Annotated in this window: 17 protein-coding genes; 15 read left to right on the plus strand and 2 right to left on the minus strand. The window is 49.7% G+C overall.

Going from position 1 to position 17,488, the window contains the following annotated elements:
• Window positions 1–30 precede the first annotated feature (30 nt).
• Window positions 31–648, plus strand: a complete 618-nt coding sequence (locus CGC65_RS06955; RefSeq protein WP_002565322.1) for a CarD family transcriptional regulator — start codon at window positions 31–33, stop codon at window positions 646–648.
• Between the two features lie 99 nt (window positions 649–747).
• On the opposite strand, the gene arcC is transcribed toward CGC65_RS06955, so the two are convergent.
• The gene (gene arcC, locus CGC65_RS06960) at window positions 748–1,677 is read right to left on the minus strand and encodes a carbamate kinase (RefSeq protein ID WP_002565321.1); all 930 of its coding nucleotides are present in this window, start codon (window positions 1,675–1,677) and stop codon (window positions 748–750) included.
• 158 nt (window positions 1,678–1,835) lie between these two features.
• Between arcC and CGC65_RS06965 the strand changes: the two genes are divergently transcribed.
• The 11 genes from CGC65_RS06965 to CGC65_RS07015 all read left to right on the plus strand — a co-directional run bounded on the left by CGC65_RS06965 (window position 1,836) and on the right by CGC65_RS07015 (window position 12,363).
• Window positions 1,836–2,285 (plus strand): CPBP family intramembrane glutamic endopeptidase, encoded by a 450-nt coding sequence (locus tag CGC65_RS06965; RefSeq protein WP_002565320.1) that lies wholly within the window; start codon window positions 1,836–1,838, stop codon window positions 2,283–2,285.
• A 25-nt stretch (window positions 2,286–2,310) separates the two neighbouring features.
• Entirely contained in the window at window positions 2,311–3,330 is a 1,020-nt protein-coding gene (locus CGC65_RS06970) for a glycosyltransferase family 2 protein (RefSeq protein WP_002565319.1), read from the plus strand.
• A gap of 69 nt (window positions 3,331–3,399) precedes the next feature.
• A complete protein-coding gene (locus CGC65_RS06975) occupies window positions 3,400–3,732 on the plus strand; it encodes a hypothetical protein (protein WP_002565318.1) in 333 nt (110 codons plus the stop codon).
• 218 nt (window positions 3,733–3,950) lie between these two features.
• A complete protein-coding gene (locus CGC65_RS06980; protein ID WP_002565317.1) occupies window positions 3,951–4,430 on the plus strand; it encodes a MarR family winged helix-turn-helix transcriptional regulator in 480 nt (159 codons plus the stop codon).
• A 233-nt stretch (window positions 4,431–4,663) separates the two neighbouring features.
• Complete coding sequence (locus CGC65_RS06985; RefSeq protein ID WP_002565316.1) at window positions 4,664–5,377, plus strand: DUF5058 family protein; 714 nt, start codon at window positions 4,664–4,666, stop codon at window positions 5,375–5,377.
• 11 nt (window positions 5,378–5,388) lie between these two features.
• Window positions 5,389–6,090 (plus strand): hypothetical protein, encoded by a 702-nt coding sequence (locus tag CGC65_RS06990; protein WP_002565315.1) that lies wholly within the window; start codon window positions 5,389–5,391, stop codon window positions 6,088–6,090.
• A 32-nt stretch (window positions 6,091–6,122) separates the two neighbouring features.
• The gene (locus CGC65_RS06995; RefSeq protein ID WP_002565314.1) at window positions 6,123–7,502 is read left to right on the plus strand and encodes an amidohydrolase; all 1,380 of its coding nucleotides are present in this window, start codon (window positions 6,123–6,125) and stop codon (window positions 7,500–7,502) included.
• A 68-nt stretch (window positions 7,503–7,570) separates the two neighbouring features.
• Complete coding sequence (locus CGC65_RS07000) at window positions 7,571–8,311, plus strand: creatininase family protein (RefSeq protein ID WP_235622211.1); 741 nt, start codon at window positions 7,571–7,573, stop codon at window positions 8,309–8,311.
• A gap of 24 nt (window positions 8,312–8,335) precedes the next feature.
• Complete coding sequence (locus tag CGC65_RS07005; RefSeq protein WP_007036755.1) at window positions 8,336–9,544, plus strand: MalY/PatB family protein; 1,209 nt, start codon at window positions 8,336–8,338, stop codon at window positions 9,542–9,544.
• Complete coding sequence (locus tag CGC65_RS07010) at window positions 9,544–10,794, plus strand: MFS transporter (protein ID WP_002565311.1); 1,251 nt, start codon at window positions 9,544–9,546, stop codon at window positions 10,792–10,794. The genes CGC65_RS07005 and CGC65_RS07010 overlap by 1 nt, the downstream gene beginning before the upstream one ends.
• 231 nt (window positions 10,795–11,025) lie before the next feature.
• Window positions 11,026–12,363, plus strand: a complete 1,338-nt coding sequence (locus CGC65_RS07015) for a uracil-xanthine permease family protein (RefSeq protein ID WP_002565310.1) — start codon at window positions 11,026–11,028, stop codon at window positions 12,361–12,363.
• A gap of 201 nt (window positions 12,364–12,564) precedes the next feature.
• Here CGC65_RS07015 and CGC65_RS07020 read toward each other — a convergent pair whose 3' ends face one another.
• A complete protein-coding gene (locus tag CGC65_RS07020) occupies window positions 12,565–13,230 on the minus strand; it encodes a phosphatase PAP2 family protein (RefSeq protein ID WP_002565309.1) in 666 nt (221 codons plus the stop codon).
• Window positions 13,231–13,477: 247 nt separating this feature from the next.
• Between CGC65_RS07020 and CGC65_RS07025 the strand changes: the two genes are divergently transcribed.
• The 3 genes from CGC65_RS07025 to CGC65_RS07035 all read left to right on the plus strand — a co-directional run bounded on the left by CGC65_RS07025 (window position 13,478) and on the right by CGC65_RS07035 (window position 17,426).
• Entirely contained in the window at window positions 13,478–14,332 is an 855-nt protein-coding gene (locus CGC65_RS07025; RefSeq protein WP_002565308.1) for a MurR/RpiR family transcriptional regulator, read from the plus strand.
• 232 nt (window positions 14,333–14,564) lie between these two features.
• Window positions 14,565–15,467: a 1-phosphofructokinase gene (gene pfkB / locus CGC65_RS07030; RefSeq protein WP_002565307.1), complete on the plus strand. Its 903-nt coding sequence runs from the start codon at window positions 14,565–14,567 to the stop codon at window positions 15,465–15,467.
• A gap of 21 nt (window positions 15,468–15,488) precedes the next feature.
• Entirely contained in the window at window positions 15,489–17,426 is a 1,938-nt protein-coding gene (locus CGC65_RS07035) for a PTS fructose transporter subunit IIABC (protein ID WP_002565306.1), read from the plus strand.
• Window positions 17,427–17,488 lie beyond the last annotated feature (62 nt).

Consider the following 17,488-nt stretch of genomic DNA (forward strand, 5'->3'; position numbering starts at 1 on the left):
GTTATTGTATACAAAAAACCAGGCGGCACCATGGTATATATTTTACAAAATTTGAGGCAGCGCCAAAAAACTTCTGACATCGACACCCTTTTAGTGATACAATATAAGTATTATAAAATAAGGGAAGTAGGCGGTAAAATTATGTATCAGAAAGGTCAGTATATCATATACGGCATCAGGGGCGTCTGCGAGGTGATGGATATTATCACAATCGACAGACCTGATGGTCCAAAGGACCGGCTGTATTATGTACTCCGTCCCTATTATCAGCAAGACAGTAAAATTGTGACGCCTGTGGATTCGGAGAAAACCATAACCAGGCCGCTTCTTTCCAAAGAAGAGGCCCTTGAACTGATTGACAAAATCTCGGATGTGAAGGAGATGGAGGTGACCAATGATAAACAGCGGGAGGAACGGTATAAGGAAGCCCTTAAGACCTGTGACTGCCGGGTGTGGATCAGCATGATAAAAGCATTGTACCTGCGCAGAAAGGACCGCTTGGAGCAGGGAAAGAAGATGACGGATTTGGACGAGCGGTATTTTAAGACAGCGGAGGATAATCTGTATTCCGAACTGGCCCTGTCTCTGGGGATGAAAAAGGATGAGATGGTCAGCTATATAACGGAGCGGGTGCTGGCAGAAGCATAAAAGGTATATAAAAAAATCCATTAACCCTTGGAAAATACTTGGGGTTAGTGGATTTTTTACTGTTTTCCTATGGAAATCAAAGCGCTTAAATCAAAGTTTTTATTCAATTACCGTGCCTGCATGGCCTTTCAGGCTGTCCTTTGCCTTATCCAGGGTGGTGATGATGGCCTTCCTGCCTTTTCCGCTCTCCAGGAAATCAATGGAGGCAGATACCTTTGGCAGCATGGAGGCGAATTCAAACTGGCCCTGGCTGATATAATCCCTGGCCTGGTCTATGGTCATGTGGCTGATGGGCTGTTCCTGGGGCGTGCCGTAGTTTAAGGTAACATTATCCACGCTGGTGAGTATCATCATCACATCAGCATCGATCTCCTTGGCCAGCAGTCCGGTGGCAAGGTCCTTCTCAATGATGGCGCTGGCGCCCCTTAAGTTATAGCCCTGTTCCATGACAGGAATGCCGCCTCCTCCGCAGGCAATGACAATCTGGTCTGCGTCCATAAGAGCCTTGACGGCATCGATCTCCACAATGGCAACAGGATGGGGAGATGCTACGATTCTGCGGTAACCGCCCTCCACTTCTGTTACATGGTTGCCCTTTGCTTCCTCGGCGTCCGCTTCCTCCTTGGACATCACACGCCCGATGACTTTGACGGGGGTATAGAAGGCCTCATCGTATGGGTCCACTGTCACCTGGGTCAATACAGTGCTTACAGGTTTGTAAATGCCTCTCTTAATGAGTTCAGCTCTGATTCCGTTCTGAAGATCGTATCCGATATAACCCTGGCTCATGGCGGAGCAGACAGACATGGGAGCCTGGCTATAACCGTCATGCTGTTTGCCGAATTCATTCATGGCTGTGTGAATCATGCCTACCTGGGGAGCGTTGCTGTGTACAATGGCTACCTGCCATCCCTCCTGGATGAAATCAGCGATGATTTTGGCGGTTCTCGCCACAGCTGCCTTTTGTTCAGGAAGATTGGTTCCCATATCTTTGTGGCCGATGGCCATTACGATGCGTTTTTTCGCCATAATCCGTACCTCGCTTGTCTTTAAAATTGTCATATAAATTAAGTTTATTATAGGGTAATATGGGAAAAAATGCAATGGAAAGAGTAAAAAGATGGTGGCAAAACCCGGGGAGCCATGCTATACTGTCAGCAGAATAAGAATAGAAGGACAGGAAGCGTATGAGGGATGGAAAACAGGTTCTGCCCCCAGGGTGGCAGAAGCGTGTACTGGCGGCAGCGGCGGCGGCACTGGCCGGCAATCTGCTGGTGAATGTTATACCGTGGCCCGGCAGTCTCTTATCATCCTATGAGCAGGCCATGATTCCGGCCATATACCGGAGAGCGGAACTGCTGTGGATGACATTGGTCCTGGCTCCCATTCTGGAGGAAGGAGCCTTCCGCCTGGTTCTGTACGGATGGCTGAGGCGTTTCATGGCCTTTCTTCCGGCGGCGGTCATATCCTCCCTGGCCTTTGGGATATATCATGGAAACTGGATTCAAGGCACATACGCATTCCTTTTGGGAATGGTGCTGGCATGGGGCTATGAAGGCAGCGAATACCGCAAGTATCCCATGGCAGTATTGATGCACGGGGCCGCCAATCTGGCAGCCCTGGCAGCGTTTGGCTAAGTACTCATAATGAGGAGGTAGAAAGGTGAAGTTATTGACTGTGGCAATCCCCTGTTATAACTCGGAAAGCTATATGGAGCACTGTATCAACACCCTGCTTACGGGCGGGGAGGAAGTGGAAATCATCATTGTGGATGACGGATCCGCCAAAGACAGGACAGGAGAAATTGCTGACCGGTATGCCCGGGAATATCCCACTATCTGCCGTGCCATCCACCAGGAAAACGGCGGGCATGGGGAAGCGGTGAACACAGGACTTAAAAATGCCACAGGCATTTTCTTTAAGGTGGTGGACAGCGACGACTGGGTCAATGAGGAGGCATATGTACAGGTTCTTGATACCCTGAGGCGCTTTGTATACGGGGGAGAGACCCTGGACATGCTGGTTACCAACTTTGTCTATGAGAAGGAAGGGGCCAGAAGGAAAAAAGTGATGAAATACCACACGGCATTTCCAAAGGACAAGGTATTTGGATGGAATGACGTGAAGTTTTTCATGACAGGGCAGTATATACTGATGCACTCTGTTATTTACAGGACAGGTCTGCTGATCCAGTGCGGGCTGGAGCTTCCCAAACATACCTTTTATGTGGATAATATTTTTGTGTACCAGCCCCTGCCTCATGTGAAGCATATCTATTACCTGGATGTGAATTTCTACCGCTATTACATCGGAAGGCAGGACCAGTCCGTCAACGAAGAGGTGATGATTGGCCGCATTGACCAGCAGATTCGGGTCACCAAGCTGATGTTAGGTTATTATGATGCCATGAAGATAAGCAGCAGGAAGCTGCGCCACTACATGATACAATACCTGGAAATCATGATGACCATTTGTTCTGTCCTGGCTATCAAATCCGGAACAGAGGAAAACCTGGAGAAAAAGAAAGAGCTGTGGCAGTACCTGAAAAAGCAGAATCTGCCCCTTTACCTGCGGCTCAGAATGGGCTTTCTGGGACAGGGCTGCAACCTTCCCGGCAAGGGCGGAAGGGAACTTTTGATTCTGGGATATAAAATAACGCAGAAATTTTACGGTTTTAATTGACATCTTTTTAACGAAGTAGTATAGTATAGCCGGTATCAAGAAATTTCCATATGTTTGGAGGTCTTAAAAATGGTAAAAGAATTTCTGAAGTGCAATTCAATCAGGGAGCGGATTCAGTTTCTCGCAAACACAGTTCTTAAGGACTGGGATGCCAGTGAGCTGGATACGGTCATGGACATCATGGGACTATCTAAGGAAGGTATGGAGGCGCCTGAGGACAAAATCAGCGCCATCGAAAAATACCTGGCTGACTATAAGCATGAAGTAGAGATGAGGGGCGGAATTGACGGCTCCAGGGTGGACGGCATACCAGCCAAGGACCAGGGAAGCACCCTGTTTGAAGGCCCGTCTGAGGCGGAAGTGGTAAGCAAAATGCTGAATCCTTTTTCAAAGGGGCAGTAAGTCCAAGCGAAATTTGTCAATCCGATACTCAGGTGAAAAATCAAGTGAAAAATCCGCGGAAATCCTGTTGGACAGGAGGACTGCGGATTTTTTTGTTATCTTTACTGGATGGACGGGAGGGGGATATTACGGAGGGAAAGGTTGACTTTTGCCCATAAACTGGATAGAATGGAATTAAGATTTTTATCTGAGACAATAGAAAAAGAGAGGAACAGGGATTGACGCAGGGAGGAAATGACTATACATTTACAACATTTGAGGCTTCAGATATCATGCATCGTGCGGCCAGTTTCTGCCGTGCATCCAATTCATCCCATGAGTATGGGAACGGTGAAAGCTATACGGCCACTGAGGTCCACTTTCTGAAATATGTGGTGGAGAATCCGGGAATATCCGCCATTGAGCTGGCACACAGCTGGAATAAGACGCGGGCGGCAGCCACCCAGATGCTGACGAAGCTGGAGCGCTCAGGACTCCTCTACCGGGGGCGGGAGCGGTATAATGAAAAGAAGGTCCTGTATTATCCTACTGAGAAGGGACTGGAGCTTCATGAAATGCACCGGTCTTATGACACGGAAAATTTTGGCAAGTTCATCTCTTATCTGGAGCAGCGCTTCACAAAAGAGCAGATTGAGTCTGCATTTCAAATCCTGCAGGCCTACAGCGATTATCATATGCAGATGGATGAGTTTAAGTAGTCAATTGTATAAGGTATCTGAAAAGCCGGAAGCATCTTTTTTAGATGCTTTCTTTTTTTGTATTATTATGTGAAGTGCGTCCCTGGGCCGCACTTGGGCCGTATTTCAGGGAATCAGAAAAGTGTATTTTGCGTATTGACAATGGAGAAAATAAGGTATAGAATATTTACATAAAGTAAAGTAACTTTACAATAAGTAAACCAAGTTTACAAACGAGAAAGGAAGAAAAGAGTATGAGTCAAGCCATGGTCACTGTAAACCGAATCTGTTTTTTGTTTTGCCTTTTAATTATTGGCCTGGTAATTATCCAGGCGGTATTGTTCATCCGCAATGCGCTGATGTTTAACAAGAAACACCGGGTATTGTCAGAAGATGAAGTGCGTTCTGTTATGAAAATTGGTTGTGTATCTGCCATAGCGCCGGCCTGCTCCATTATCGTGGTGGCCCTGGGCCTGGTCAGCCTGATAGGACCTGTGCTGTCATTTATGAGAGTGGGAGTGATTGGTTCAGCTGCTTATGAAACGCAGATGGCGGAGATTGCGGCATCCACATTGGGCGTGACACTGGGAACAGAGGGGATAACAGAGAGCACCCTGACATTGTGCCTCTTTACTATGACACTTGGCTCTGCGCCCTTCCTTATTAATACTCTTATCACGGTCAAGCCTATGGACGACGCCATGGTAAAGGCTGCCAAGAGCAGCCGCAGCTTCCTGCCTGCCTTCTCCCTGGCAGCTATGATGGCCCTGTTGGTCTATCTGGGGGCCAATAACGCGTCCAAGTCCTCACCTAACCTGGTGGGGTTCGCAGCTTCGGCCTTGTGTACATTTGCACTGACAAAATATGTGAAGAAGTCCGGCAAGAAAAGTCTTGGAAACTTTACAATGAGCATTGCCATGCTGGCGGGTATGATTTGCGCCACGGTGGCTTATTACTCAGGTTTATAGGAGGTAGGGTCATGGAAGAAAATAACGTGATGACAAAGGAACAGCTTCAGGAAGACTACAGCAATGTATATGTTAAAAAGGTGCATCTGATTGGACGGGCTACCATGGCTATTGCATTCATACTGATGTTTGCACCTGTCCTGTATATGCACTTCGTTGCGGGATTCACTGCCCCGGCGGATGCTTACATGGCTTGCGCGGCAGCAGCCTGCGCAGCCGGCGTGGGAGGGTGGATTGCGGAACCTATCTCGTATTTTCCAATCCTGGGGGCAGCCGGAACCTACATGTCTTATCTGGCCGGCAACGTGGGCAATACCCGTGTGCCGGTGGCAGTGGCGGTGCAGAGCGCCACGGATTCTGACAACAGCAGTCCCAGGGGACAGATGGCAACGGTTATCGGTGTGGGCATGTCCATTTTCTTCAGTCTGATTGTGCTGACAGTGATTATATTGGTGGGATCGGCCATGCTTCAGGTGGTGCCGGAACCGGTGCTTAAAGCGCTGGGATACGTGCTTCCCTGTCTGTACGGATCCATGCTGACCATGCGCCTTATGGCGAATTTCAAGGGCAGCATCAAATATGTCCCCCTGGCATTTGTGGTATTCCTGGTTTGCAGATATACCGGATTTACCAGGTACGGCCTGCTGACGGACATAGCCGTAACCTGTATCTTTGCATACATCCTGCACCAGTCCGGGGCAGGAAAGAACTAAGTCACCCCACAGCGAAAGGAATGGGATAAACGATGAACGATTATATCCAGTTATGGTATGACGAATATGAGACAGAGGCAAGAACACTGATGCACGATATCTGGGAGCATCCGGAGTTTGCCATGGAAGAATACTACACGGCCGGGCGTCTGGCCGGATTTATGAAGGAACAAGGGTTTGAAACGCGTACATTCAATGCCAAGGAGCCGCAGTCGCAGTCCGCGCCTCATAATACAGTATATGCAAAATGGGGAAGCGGGAAGCCGGTTATCGGAATACTGGGAGAGCTGGATTCCTTAAAGGGTCTTGGACAGGAAAATGTGCCCTATTACAGTCCTGTTCCAGGCTGCGGACACGGATGCGGACACAATCTCATTGCGGGCTGCGGGGCAGCCGCCGCTTCATCCCTTAAATTCGCAGCGGAGAGGGAGGAGCTGTCCGGCACCATCATCTATGTGGGCTGTCCGGCTGAGGAGACTCTCGACGGTAAGGTGTGGCTGGCCAAATGGGGATATTTTGACGATATGGACGTGTGCCTGATGTGGCATCCGGGGGGACATGAACTTAAATTTGCGGGCTATACCAACATGGCTCTGACCAGTATTCTCTTTGAATATTTCGGAAAGACAGCCCATGGGGTAAGGGCATGGAACGGAAGAAGCGCCCTGGACGCCTGTGAGCTTATGAACATAGGCGTGAATTACCTCAGGGAACACATGACACCGGAATGTTCCATCCACTATGTCTATGAGGACGGCGGGGATATGCCCAACGTGGTTCCTGAACATGCATCTGTTTTCTATTATATCCGCTCCAGGGATGAGGAGAACAGGGAGTTGGTGGAACGGGTCAAGGCAGTTGCCCAGGGGGCAGCCATTATGACGGAGACGAAGCTTAAGATGACCCTGCGCACCTATTGCAGGGGCAATTTCCCGGCCATTGCCCTGAACCGTTATGTATACGAAGAGGTAAAGAAGATACCGCCTCTCACGTACAGCGGGGAGGACTATGAATTTGCCAGGAAGCTCCACCGGAATTTCTTTGAAGAGGAACCGCCTGAGGAGCCGGATGCGCTGATTCCCGTCAAGACTTCTCCGGTTAAGGACTGGGATTCTATTCCATTTTTCAGAGGCACGTCAGATGTGGGAGATGTGAGCCACATTCTTCCCACCATACAGCTCAGCGGCCTTGGGGAAGTAGCAGGAACCAGGGCGCACCACTGGACCGTCACTGCGGCAGCCGGAACTGCTATCGGGGAAAAGGCAGCTGTTTATACCAGCAAGATTATTTCACAGAGCGCTCTGGACATACTTAAGAACCCGGGATTGGTGGAAGGATTCTGGAAGGATTTTACGGAATCCAGAAATGCCAGAAAGATGCCGCCCTATGAAAAGTGTTCCTTCCGGATATAAGAGGAAAGGAACAGTTACAGGAAAGGAGACTGCAGATAGCGATGAAACATCCTTACAGGTGGGACAATTTGAACAGAGAAGAACTGAGAAAGCTGGCAGAAGAAAACACCCTGGTACTCATACCTTTGGGGGCAACGGAGCAGCATGGCCCGCACCTTCCCGCGGGTACGGATTCCATGCTGGCAGAGGCTGCCTGTGATATTGCGGCAAAAAAGCTGGATGAGATGGGCCGTCACGCGGTGATAGCTCCCACTGTCACCATATCCAACTCACTGCACCACGGAAGTTATCCGGGGACATTGTCCCTGGATCCCAGGCTGTATATGGACTATCTCACAAGCATAGCCAGAGGTATCGTATCCCATGGATTCAGAAATATATGCTGTGTCAACGGACACGGAGGGAATGGGACACCTACCGACATGGCTGTTATGGATATTGTCACCAGATACGGCATCCATATTTCCTGGGTTCCGTATTATGTGGGATGCAATGGGGATTTTGAGGCCATTCTGGATACGCAGAGCAATATTTTCCATGCGGACGAGGTGGAGACCTCCCTTATGCTTGCTCTGGATGAGAGCCTGGTGGACCCCTGTTATAAGGAAGCCAAAGGTGGAAATGTACAAAAAGGAACGCCCCATGGACGTCCGGGCCGGCCTTTCACCTTCCTGCCTTTTGAGACGCGTACAGAGACAGGCATCCTGGGAAACAGCTATGCTGCCACCAGGGAAAAGGGGGAACAGTTGTGGGAGGCAGTGGCCAGCCATCTGGTCCAGGCGCTGTTAGACCCGGAGCTGTGGCAGTAACCGGCAGACCCGGGAAGGTAGGGGATGGACGACAGAAAGGAACTGGATATGCAATCAATATTTGATGAAAAGTGGAACCGTACAGGAACCGGAACTATAAAATGGAAGGCATCTGATGAGGGGAGGAAGGATATTATACCCATGGGAATTGCCGACATGGAGTTTGCTACTGCACCCTGTGTGATAGAGGCGGTTAGACGGCGGATGGAGCATCCGTTGTTCGGCTATTTTAATCTGGATAACCGGTTTTATGAGGCAATCATGAATTGGCATGGGAGGCATTTTCACAATGAGGACCTGCGGCCAGAGCACATACTTTATCAGAATGGAGTACTGGGGGGAATCGCAGCAGCGCTTCAGGCATTTACCCTTCCGGGAGACAGGGTACTGTGCAGCGGACCTGTTTATTCAGGATTCATCCGTACCGTTGGGGATCTGGGGCGGGTGCTCTGCCCCAGTATGCTGAAGCCGGACCGGGAAGGAATAATGCGCCTGGATCTGGAGGATATGGAGAGGAAAATTCTCGATAACAAGGTGAAAGCATTTATATTCTGCTCCCCCCATAATCCTACGGGCAGGGTCTGGGATGAGGATGAGATAAGGGATGTGGCTGTCCTTTGCGGAAAATACCATGTGCTTTTAATTTCAGATGAGATATGGGCCGATTTTACGCCGGGGGGCAAGCAGCATATACCCACTGCCATGGTATCGGGCCTGGCAAAGGATATTACCATAAGCCTGTATTCGCCCACAAAAACCTTCAATCTGGCCAGTCTGCGCTGTGCCTATGCTGTGGCGTATGCACCGTGGCTGCGGGATGCCATGGAGAAGGCTGCGGTCATGACCCATTTTAACAATCCCAATGTGCTGTCCTGCGAGGCGCTGATTGGAGCATACCAGGAGGGTGGGGAGTGGGTGGAACAGCTCAACCGGTATATCAGAAAAAACCAGGAATATGTACATGACTATGTAACATCCCGGTTTTCCGGAGTCAGGATGCAGATGCCGGAGGGGACATACCTGGGATGGCTGGACTGTTCTGCGCCTTCTCTGGATTTCGAACAGATACTTAAGGACATGGAGCATTGCGGCGTGCTTGGAAATGACGGTGCTTCTTACCTGGCGCCGAAGCACGTCCGGCTTAATCTGGCATGTCCTATGTCAGTCTGTGAGGAAGCCATGTCGCGGCTGGAACGGTATGTGTTTCATATCCGGGGAGAAAGGACGGCGTGATGGAAAAACAGGAAAACAGATTATTTTATGGCTGGTCTGTTGTGCTTGGTTGTGCAGTGGTATGCGGGTGTAATATTGGGGTCCTGTCCAATACCGTGGGAGTATTCCTGAAGCCTGTTTCCATAGAGCTGGGGGTGTCCAGAAGCCAGATTGCCTTATATTCCAGCATATTTTCTGTGATTGGCATGTTTTCTGCCCCTTTCCAGGGGAGGCTGATGGAAAAGTACAGTCTAAAGAAGCTGATGGTTTCCGGTTCCGTGATTGCGGGAATCTGCCTGTTCTGCTATTCCTTTGCTCCGGGCCTGTGGTTCTTTTATGCAAATGCCGTTCTATGCGGCCTTGTATTTGGATTTACGAATCTGATTCCCGTAAATAAGATTCTCTCTAACTGGTTCACAAAAAAGAAGGGGACGGCGGTGGGGGTTGCCTTGGCAGGCTCCGGACTCATGGCCATGGTGGTGACGCCGGTCCTTTCACATATGGTGGCAGATTACGGCTGGAGGAGCGGATACCGCTTTATCGGGAGCCTGTACCTGCTGCTTATGGTACCGGTCATCCTCTTTGTTATAAAGGAATCGCCGGAGGATGGGAAGTTCGGGGGAGGGGGAACGGGAGACACGGAAACCGGAGACCAGAATATAAAAACCGGGCTTACCAGAGCCCAGGCCATGGGTACCAGGCGGTTCTGGCTGATACTGGCAGCGCTGGTGCTGGCCAGTTCAGTGGCTATGGGGATTCAGCAGCATATGATAGCATATCTTACAGATATGGGATACGGGCAGCAGTATGCATCTGGTATATATTCCCTGTCCATGGGAGTTCTGATGGCAGGCAAAGTCATACTGGGAACTCTCTATGACCGTCTGGGGATAAAGGGAGCCTCCGTTTACATATGTCTGGCGCTGGCAGCTTCCCTGGGATTTCTGCTCATGGCAGATTTGCCGGGCATACCATATCTGTTTGCCGCTGCGTTTGGCCTTGCCAATGCCATCCAGTCCATACCGGCCACCTGTCTGGTGACACGTTTTTTTGGTACACGGGAATTTACGTCCATATACGGGATATGCAATGCAGGAAATATGGCAGGAATTGCGTTGGGCACATCCATGTCTGCATGGATATACGATGCTTCCGGTTCCTATGTCGCGGCCTGGTATTTCTATCTGCTGCTGAGCGCAGTTATTTTCATACTCTATATAAGCGCTGACAGGGAATACGAACGGCGTGTCCTGCAAAAATGCTGTCAGTGAATCAGTGTATATCTCTGACATTTTATACTCCGACATTTTTACAAACAAAGATTGACAACCATTTAACATTGTGGTATTATTTTACAATAAGATATAAATAAAACGTCAAAAAATTATTCATATATACAAACAAAAAAGTGGTTCTATGGAACGCATAATGGAAAAATAGCTATAATCAGGCTGTCTTTCTGTTTGCTTTCATAGGACCTTTTTATATGAAAAGGAGGTAAAATGAAAGAAGGCAAACACAAAAAAGAATCAGTTTTTGAACTGAACGGCGGGATGCCGCCTTTGGGACAGGCGCTTCCCCTGGCTTTCCAACACATTGTGGCGATGATAGTGGGATGTGTGACCCCTGCCATCATCATTGCGGGTGTGGCCGGTTTAAGCGGGGAAGATAAGGTCATCATTGTCCAGGCGGCTCTTGTGGTATCTGCTTTGGCCACCCTTTTGCAGGTATTCCCGGTCGGATTCAGGAAAGGCAGCCTTCAGTTTGGAGCGGGACTGCCGTTGATTGTCGGGGTTGGATTTGCCTATGTCACAAGCATGTCCACCATTGTGGAGGGCTACGGTATAGCCACCATCTTCGGGGCAGAGATTGTAGGCGGAATCGTGGCAGTACTGGTAGGTCTGTCCTACAACAAGATCAAGTCACTGTTTCCGCCGCTGATTATAGGTATTGTCATCCTGTGCATCGGCTTGTCCCTATACCCCATTGCCATTCGCTATATGGCAGGAGGACAGGGCAGTGAGTCCTATGGTTCCTGGCAGAACTGGCTGGTGGCAGCACTTACCCTGACTGTGGTCATAGTCTGTAATAATTATGGCAGGGGAATCATAAAGCTGGCTTCTGTACTTATCGGAATTATCGTTGGATACGGCGTTGCCCTTGGGTTTGGAATGGTTGATTTCAGCGCTGTGGGACGTGCAGGCATATTTGCCCTTCCAAAGATAATGCATTTTGGAATTGAATTTGAAGTTTCATCCTGTGTGGCAATCGGTCTGCTGTTTGCCATCAATTCCCTGCAGGCCATGGGGGATGTGACAGCCACCACCATGGGCGGAATGGACAGGGAAGCCACGGATAAGGAGCTGCGGGGCGGTATTCTGGGATTCGGGCTGAGCAATATCATAGGAGCCTTTTTTGGGGGACTTCCCAATGTGACATTCAGCCAGAATGTGGGGATTGTCACCACCACCAAGGTGGTGAACCGCTGGGTCGCTGCTCTGGCAGCCATTATATTGGGGATTGCGGGAATACTGCCAAAGTTTTCCGCCTTTCTCACCAGTGTTCCCCAGTGTGTGCTGGGCGGAGCTACCCTGACTGTGTTTGCCGCCATCACAGTGACCGGAATCCGCATGATATTCAATACAGGCCTGTCGGTGAGAAGCGGCTTTATCGTTGGTATAGCGGTGGCTCTTGGAGCAGGGGTTACCCAGGCATCCGACGCGCTCTGCGGTTTTCCCTCCTGGATGACCGTGGTGTTTGCAAAAACGCCTGTGGTCATAGCGGCAGTTGTTTCCATTCTCCTGAACCTGCTGCTGCCAAAGGATAAAGAGGAGCGGTAGGGGAGATATGTAACAGAAGTATAGAAATAAAAAGCATAGGGATAAAAGAACCGCTGTATGCCAGTTTGCAGAATGACTGACATACAGCGGTTTTGATTTTGCGAACATTTGATTTTGCGAACATTTGATTTTGCGAACATTTGATTTTGCGAACATTTGATTTCCAAACATTTAATTTCCAAACATCTAAATTCCGGCCTTTTAACTGAGCGCCTTCTGGGTGACCTTCTTGTCTTCGGCAGACCAGTTGTATCCGTAGACGATCCCGTAAATCACATAAGCCATGATAGCTGCTCCCACCATGTCGATAACCGAGTGCTGTTTCAAGAATACGGTAGACAGGCAGATGGAAACCATAAGGATGGCTGAACCGGCCCGCACCCAGGGATATTTCTTAAAGGACTCGCTCTTCATGATGGCGATGTGGGTGCCGATGGAGTTGTACACATGGATGCTGGGGAATACATTGGTAGGCGTATCCGTCTGGTACAGGGCGGCGACCATGCCGGAAAATATATTCTTACCCGGGTCAATGGCCGGTCTGAAATCTGTTCCGTTGTGGAAAAAGGTACAGATAATCAGGCTGATGGTCATACCTGAGAACAGGAAGGTACAAATTCTGTAATAGTCTTCCTTATTACGGAAAAGGAAGAAAACTATGGTTCCTGCCACGTATAAAAACCACATCATGTAGGGAATAATAAAATATTCGTTGAAGGGTATGAAGTCGTCCAGGGCAACATGCATTACATGGTAATGACGGGTGACTGTCTTTTCCAGGTAACAGAACCATGGAAGATAAATGAAGCCGTAACACAGCAGCCATGCATGTTTGTACTTGGAAAGAAATGTTATAATATTTTTCATGATACCAGCCTCTTTCTCACATTTGAAGACCTGATAATATGCGGCTAAATATAAACAAATTGTTAATAATATGTTAACGTTTAGAGATTATAGCACAGTAAAAAAGGAAAAACAAGGGGAGTAACGAAAAGTTAATAAAGTTTCATAAAGCATTATAATATATGACGAAAAACAACTTTTATTTTTAAGTTTTGTGTGCTATATTTAGACCATGAAATAAATTTACATGAGACAGGCGGAATATGATATGGGAGAGACACGAAGCGCGTTGGGAGTCATCTGCTCCTCCTATGACGAATTTTTTGAAGCAGAGAAAAAGATAGCGGATTACATGATGGAGCATAAGGCGGAAGTGGTGGATATGACGGTGGGCGAGCTGGCCAGGGCCAGCGGGACCAGCGACGCCACTGTATCCCGGTTTTGCAGGCGGTGCGGCTTCAAAGGATTCCACAGCCTGAAGCTGGCATTGGCCAGGGAGGTGCTGGAAGAAGAACAAATGGACCGGAATGTGTCCAATGACATTGACCGCGGCGATCTGCGGCAGTCTCTTCAGAATATACTGGCTAACAAGGTGGCTGAGCTGACGGAGACCGTGAACATGATGGACCCGGCCAATCTGGAACATATTCTGGACAGGCTGGAGCATGCCCGAATGGTGCAGCTGGCAGCCGTGGGCAATACCATTCCCGTGGCTCTGGACGGCGCCTTCAAATTCAACCAGCTGGGAATACCGGCTGTGGCAGGGGATATATGGGAAACCCAGACTGCCTATACCTTTAACCTGGGCCAGGAGGATGTGGTTATGGTCATATCCAATTCAGGAAGCTCCAAGCGTCTTCAGACCCTGGCAGAGGGGGCAAAGGAAAACGGATGCACGGTCATTCTCATTACCAATAATGGAAATTCGCCCTTGGCCAGGATATGTGATTACAAGATTGTCACTGCCACCAGGGAAAAGCTGCTGACAGAGGAGTTCTGGTTTTCCAGGGTGACGGCTACGGCAGTGATGGAAATACTTTACCTTCTGCTCCGGGCTGGTATGAAGGGGTCCATGGAGCATATACGGCGTCATGAAAAAGCCATATCGCCGGATAAGAAATAATGGAACCGTGTTTCGCTGTTATTTACGCGGGGCAGTACTAACGATAAAATAGAAAATAATGCACAAAAAACAGACGGCTTTTTACGGAAACAGGCCGTCTGTTTGTATATTGCGACAAAAAAATGTATGAAACAAATTTTCTTATAAAATACTATTGACGAAAATATAGCATCGTATTATGATAGAGACAACATAAGAAATAAAATTTCATAAAAAGGAGGTGCGGAGATATATGATTTACACGGTAACATTTAATCCGGCACTGGACTATGTGGTTAAAGTAGAACATTTTGCATTGGGAAGTGTAAACCGGACCATCAGGGAAAACATCTTTTACGGAGGCAAGGGCATCAATGTTTCAGCGCTTTTGGCAAACCTGGGATACAGGAGTACGGCTCTGGGATTCATTGCCGGTTTTACGGGCCGGGAGATAGAGCGGGGAGTCAGGAGCCTGGGATTTGATTCAGATTTTATCCAGGTGGAGAAGGGCATGTCCCGTATTAATGTAAAGCTGAAGTCCGACCAGGAAAGTGAGATCAACGGCATGGGACCGGAGATTACAGCCGGCGATGTGGACCAGCTTTTTGAGAAGCTTTCCTATCTAAAAAAGGAGGATGTGCTGGTCCTTTCCGGAAGCATACCGGCTGCCATTGACAGTGACATCTACCAGAGAATCATGGAACGCCTGGACGGCAGGGGAATCCGCATGGTAGTGGATGCGGAGAAGGATTTGCTCCTGAAGGTTTTAAAGTACCGTCCGTTCCTCATTAAACCCAATAATCATGAGCTGGGACAGATGTTTGGGCTGGAGCTTGAGACAGAGGAGGAAATCATTCTCCATGCCAGGAAGCTTAAGGAACAGGGAGCGGTGAATGTGCTGGTATCCATGGCAGGAAACGGAGCCATACTGGTAACAGAGGACGGCAGTGTACACCGCCGGCAGGCTGCCAGGGGAACGGTAAAGAATTCTGTTGGGGCAGGGGATTCCATGGTGGCAGGATTCATAGCCGGATACCTGGAAAAAGGGGATTATGCATACGCTTTGAAGCTGGGAACAGCCTGCGGCGGCGCGACGGCATTTTCCGACGGAATTGGAACAAAAGATGAAATTATGAGACTCTTAAACACACTTTAACCGGTTAGGAGGGGCGCATTTATGCGGATTACAGAGTTATTAAAAAAAGAGAGTATTGAACTGGGCGTAAAGGTTTCAGATAAGGAGGAGGCCGTGGACAGGCTGGTATCCCTGATGGATGCCGGAGGAAGGCTTAAGGACACCGCCGGATATAAGGAGGGCATACTGGCAAGAGAAGCCTTGGGCAGCACGGCCATCGGTGAGGGAATTGCCATTCCGCACGCAAAGGTAGAGGCGGTAAAGGAGCCCGGACTGGCGGCCATGGTGGTTCCAGAGGGCGTTGATTACGACGCGTTTGACGGCTCCCTGGCCAACCTTCTGTTTATGATTGCGGCGCCTGCTGAGGGAGCAGACGTACACCTGGAGGCATTATCCCGCCTGTCAACCCTGCTTATGAATCCCGGATTCAAGGAAGGGCTTATGGGGGCAGCGGATAAGGATGAATTTTTACGCATCATAGATGAGGCAGAGACAGAGCGTTTTGGAGCGCCTGAGGGAGAGGCGGCCAAGGATGCAAAGGCGGATGCAGAAGCAGGCGCCTCCTCCGGTTACCGTGTTCTGGCGGTTACGGCCTGTCCCACCGGCATTGCCCACACCTACATGGCGGCTGAGAACCTGGAGAATACGGGAAAGAAGCTGGGAATTGCCCTGAAAGCTGAGACCGACGGTTCCGGCGGAGCCCAGAATGTGCTCACAAGGGAAGAAATTGCAGCGGCGGATGCCATTATCATTGCAGCGGATAAGAACGTGGAGATGGCCAGATTTGACGGAAAGCCTGTTATCATGGTCCCTGTGGCCGACGGCATCCACAAGGCCGAGGAACTGATCAAACGGGCTGTGGACGGCACGGTGCCGGTATACCATCACACAGGAGCCGCGGGGGGAGAGTCCGTGTCGGAAGGCAATGACAGCATTGGGAGGACCATATACAAGCACCTGATGAACGGCGTATCCCACATGCTTCCCTTTGTTATCGGCGGAGGTATCCTGATCGCCCTGGCATTCCTGTTTGACGATTATTCCATCAATCCGGCCAACTTCGGTAAGAATACGCCTCTGGCAGCCTATCTTAAGACCGTGGGCGAGCAGGCATTCGGAATGATGCTTCCTATCCTGGCCGGCTTCATCGCCATGAGTATCGCGGACCGTCCCGGCCTGGCAGTGGGCCTGGTGGCAGGACTGATTGCCAAGATGGGATCCACCTTTGTCAACCCGGCAGGCGGCGATGTGAACGCAGGATTTCTGGGCGCTCTGTTTGCAGGTTTTGTAGGCGGATATATTGTGGTGGGCTTAAGGAAGCTTTTCTCAAAGCTGCCAAAGTCGCTGGAAGGCATCAAGCCGGTGCTTCTCTATCCGGTTATCGGTATCTTCCTGGCAGCAGTGGTAACCACATTCATCAACCCATATATGGGTATGATTAACGATGGCCTCACCCACTTCCTGAACGGAATGGGCGGCACCAGCCGGATTGTGCTGGGGATGGTATTAGGCGGCATGATGTCCATTGATATGGGCGGTCCGTTTAACAAGGCAGCGTATGTGTTCGGAACCGCACAGCTGGCAGAGGGCAACTTTGAGGTCATGGCCGCTGTCATGGCAGGCGGTATGGTGCCTCCTATTGCCATTGCCCTGTGCACCACTTTCTTTAAGAGCAAGTTTACGGAAAAGGAGCGCCAGTCCGGTATTGTCAATTATATAATGGGCCTGTCCTTTATCACAGAGGGAGCCATTCCCTTTGCGGCCCAGGATCCGCTGCGCGTGATTCCTTCCTGTATCATCGGTTCTGCGATTGCAGGAGGGCTTTCCATGGCATTTGGCTGCACCCTCAGGGCGCCTCATGGAGGTATCTTCGTCCTTCCCACCATTGGAAATCACCTTATGTATCTGGCTGCGGTGGTTGCGGGAGCAGCGGCCGGATGCGTGATTCTGGGGATGCTTAAGAAAAACGCGGCGCAATAGAGGGATAACAAGATATGCGGTGCTGCAGATGACAGGGGAGTATTTGGTCATAACAATATAAG

Origin of the sequence: Enterocloster bolteae, assembly GCF_002234575.2 — a bacterium.
Taxonomy (GTDB): Bacteria; Bacillota; Clostridia; order Lachnospirales; family Lachnospiraceae; genus Enterocloster; species Enterocloster bolteae.

Bases quoted from the DNA above. Each gene is read 5' to 3' on its own strand.
- CGC65_RS06990 (WP_002565315.1), top strand. From the start codon at position 5,389: ATGGAAGAAAATAACGTGATGACAAAGGAACAGCTTCAGGAAGACTAC.
- CGC65_RS06985 (WP_002565316.1), top strand. From the start codon at position 4,664: ATGAGTCAAGCCATGGTCACTGTAAACCGAATCTGTTTTTTGTTTTGC.
- CGC65_RS07010 (WP_002565311.1), top strand. From the start codon at position 9,544: ATGGAAAAACAGGAAAACAGATTATTTTATGGCTGGTCTGTTGTGCTT.
- pfkB (WP_002565307.1), top strand. From the start codon at position 14,565: ATGATTTACACGGTAACATTTAATCCGGCACTGGACTATGTGGTTAAA.
- CGC65_RS07025 (WP_002565308.1), top strand. From the start codon at position 13,478: ATGGGAGAGACACGAAGCGCGTTGGGAGTCATCTGCTCCTCCTATGAC.
- CGC65_RS07015 (WP_002565310.1), top strand. From the start codon at position 11,026: ATGAAAGAAGGCAAACACAAAAAAGAATCAGTTTTTGAACTGAACGGC.
- CGC65_RS06955 (WP_002565322.1), top strand. From the start codon at position 31: ATGGTATATATTTTACAAAATTTGAGGCAGCGCCAAAAAACTTCTGAC.
- CGC65_RS06965 (WP_002565320.1), top strand. From the start codon at position 1,836: ATGAGGGATGGAAAACAGGTTCTGCCCCCAGGGTGGCAGAAGCGTGTA.
- CGC65_RS07020 (WP_002565309.1), bottom strand. From the start codon at position 13,230: ATGAAAAATATTATAACATTTCTTTCCAAGTACAAACATGCATGGCTG.
- CGC65_RS06995 (WP_002565314.1), top strand. From the start codon at position 6,123: ATGAACGATTATATCCAGTTATGGTATGACGAATATGAGACAGAGGCA.
- CGC65_RS06975 (WP_002565318.1), top strand. From the start codon at position 3,400: ATGGTAAAAGAATTTCTGAAGTGCAATTCAATCAGGGAGCGGATTCAG.
- arcC (WP_002565321.1), bottom strand. From the start codon at position 1,677: ATGGCGAAAAAACGCATCGTAATGGCCATCGGCCACAAAGATATGGGA.
- CGC65_RS07035 (WP_002565306.1), top strand. From the start codon at position 15,489: ATGCGGATTACAGAGTTATTAAAAAAAGAGAGTATTGAACTGGGCGTA.
- CGC65_RS07005 (WP_007036755.1), top strand. From the start codon at position 8,336: ATGGACGACAGAAAGGAACTGGATATGCAATCAATATTTGATGAAAAG.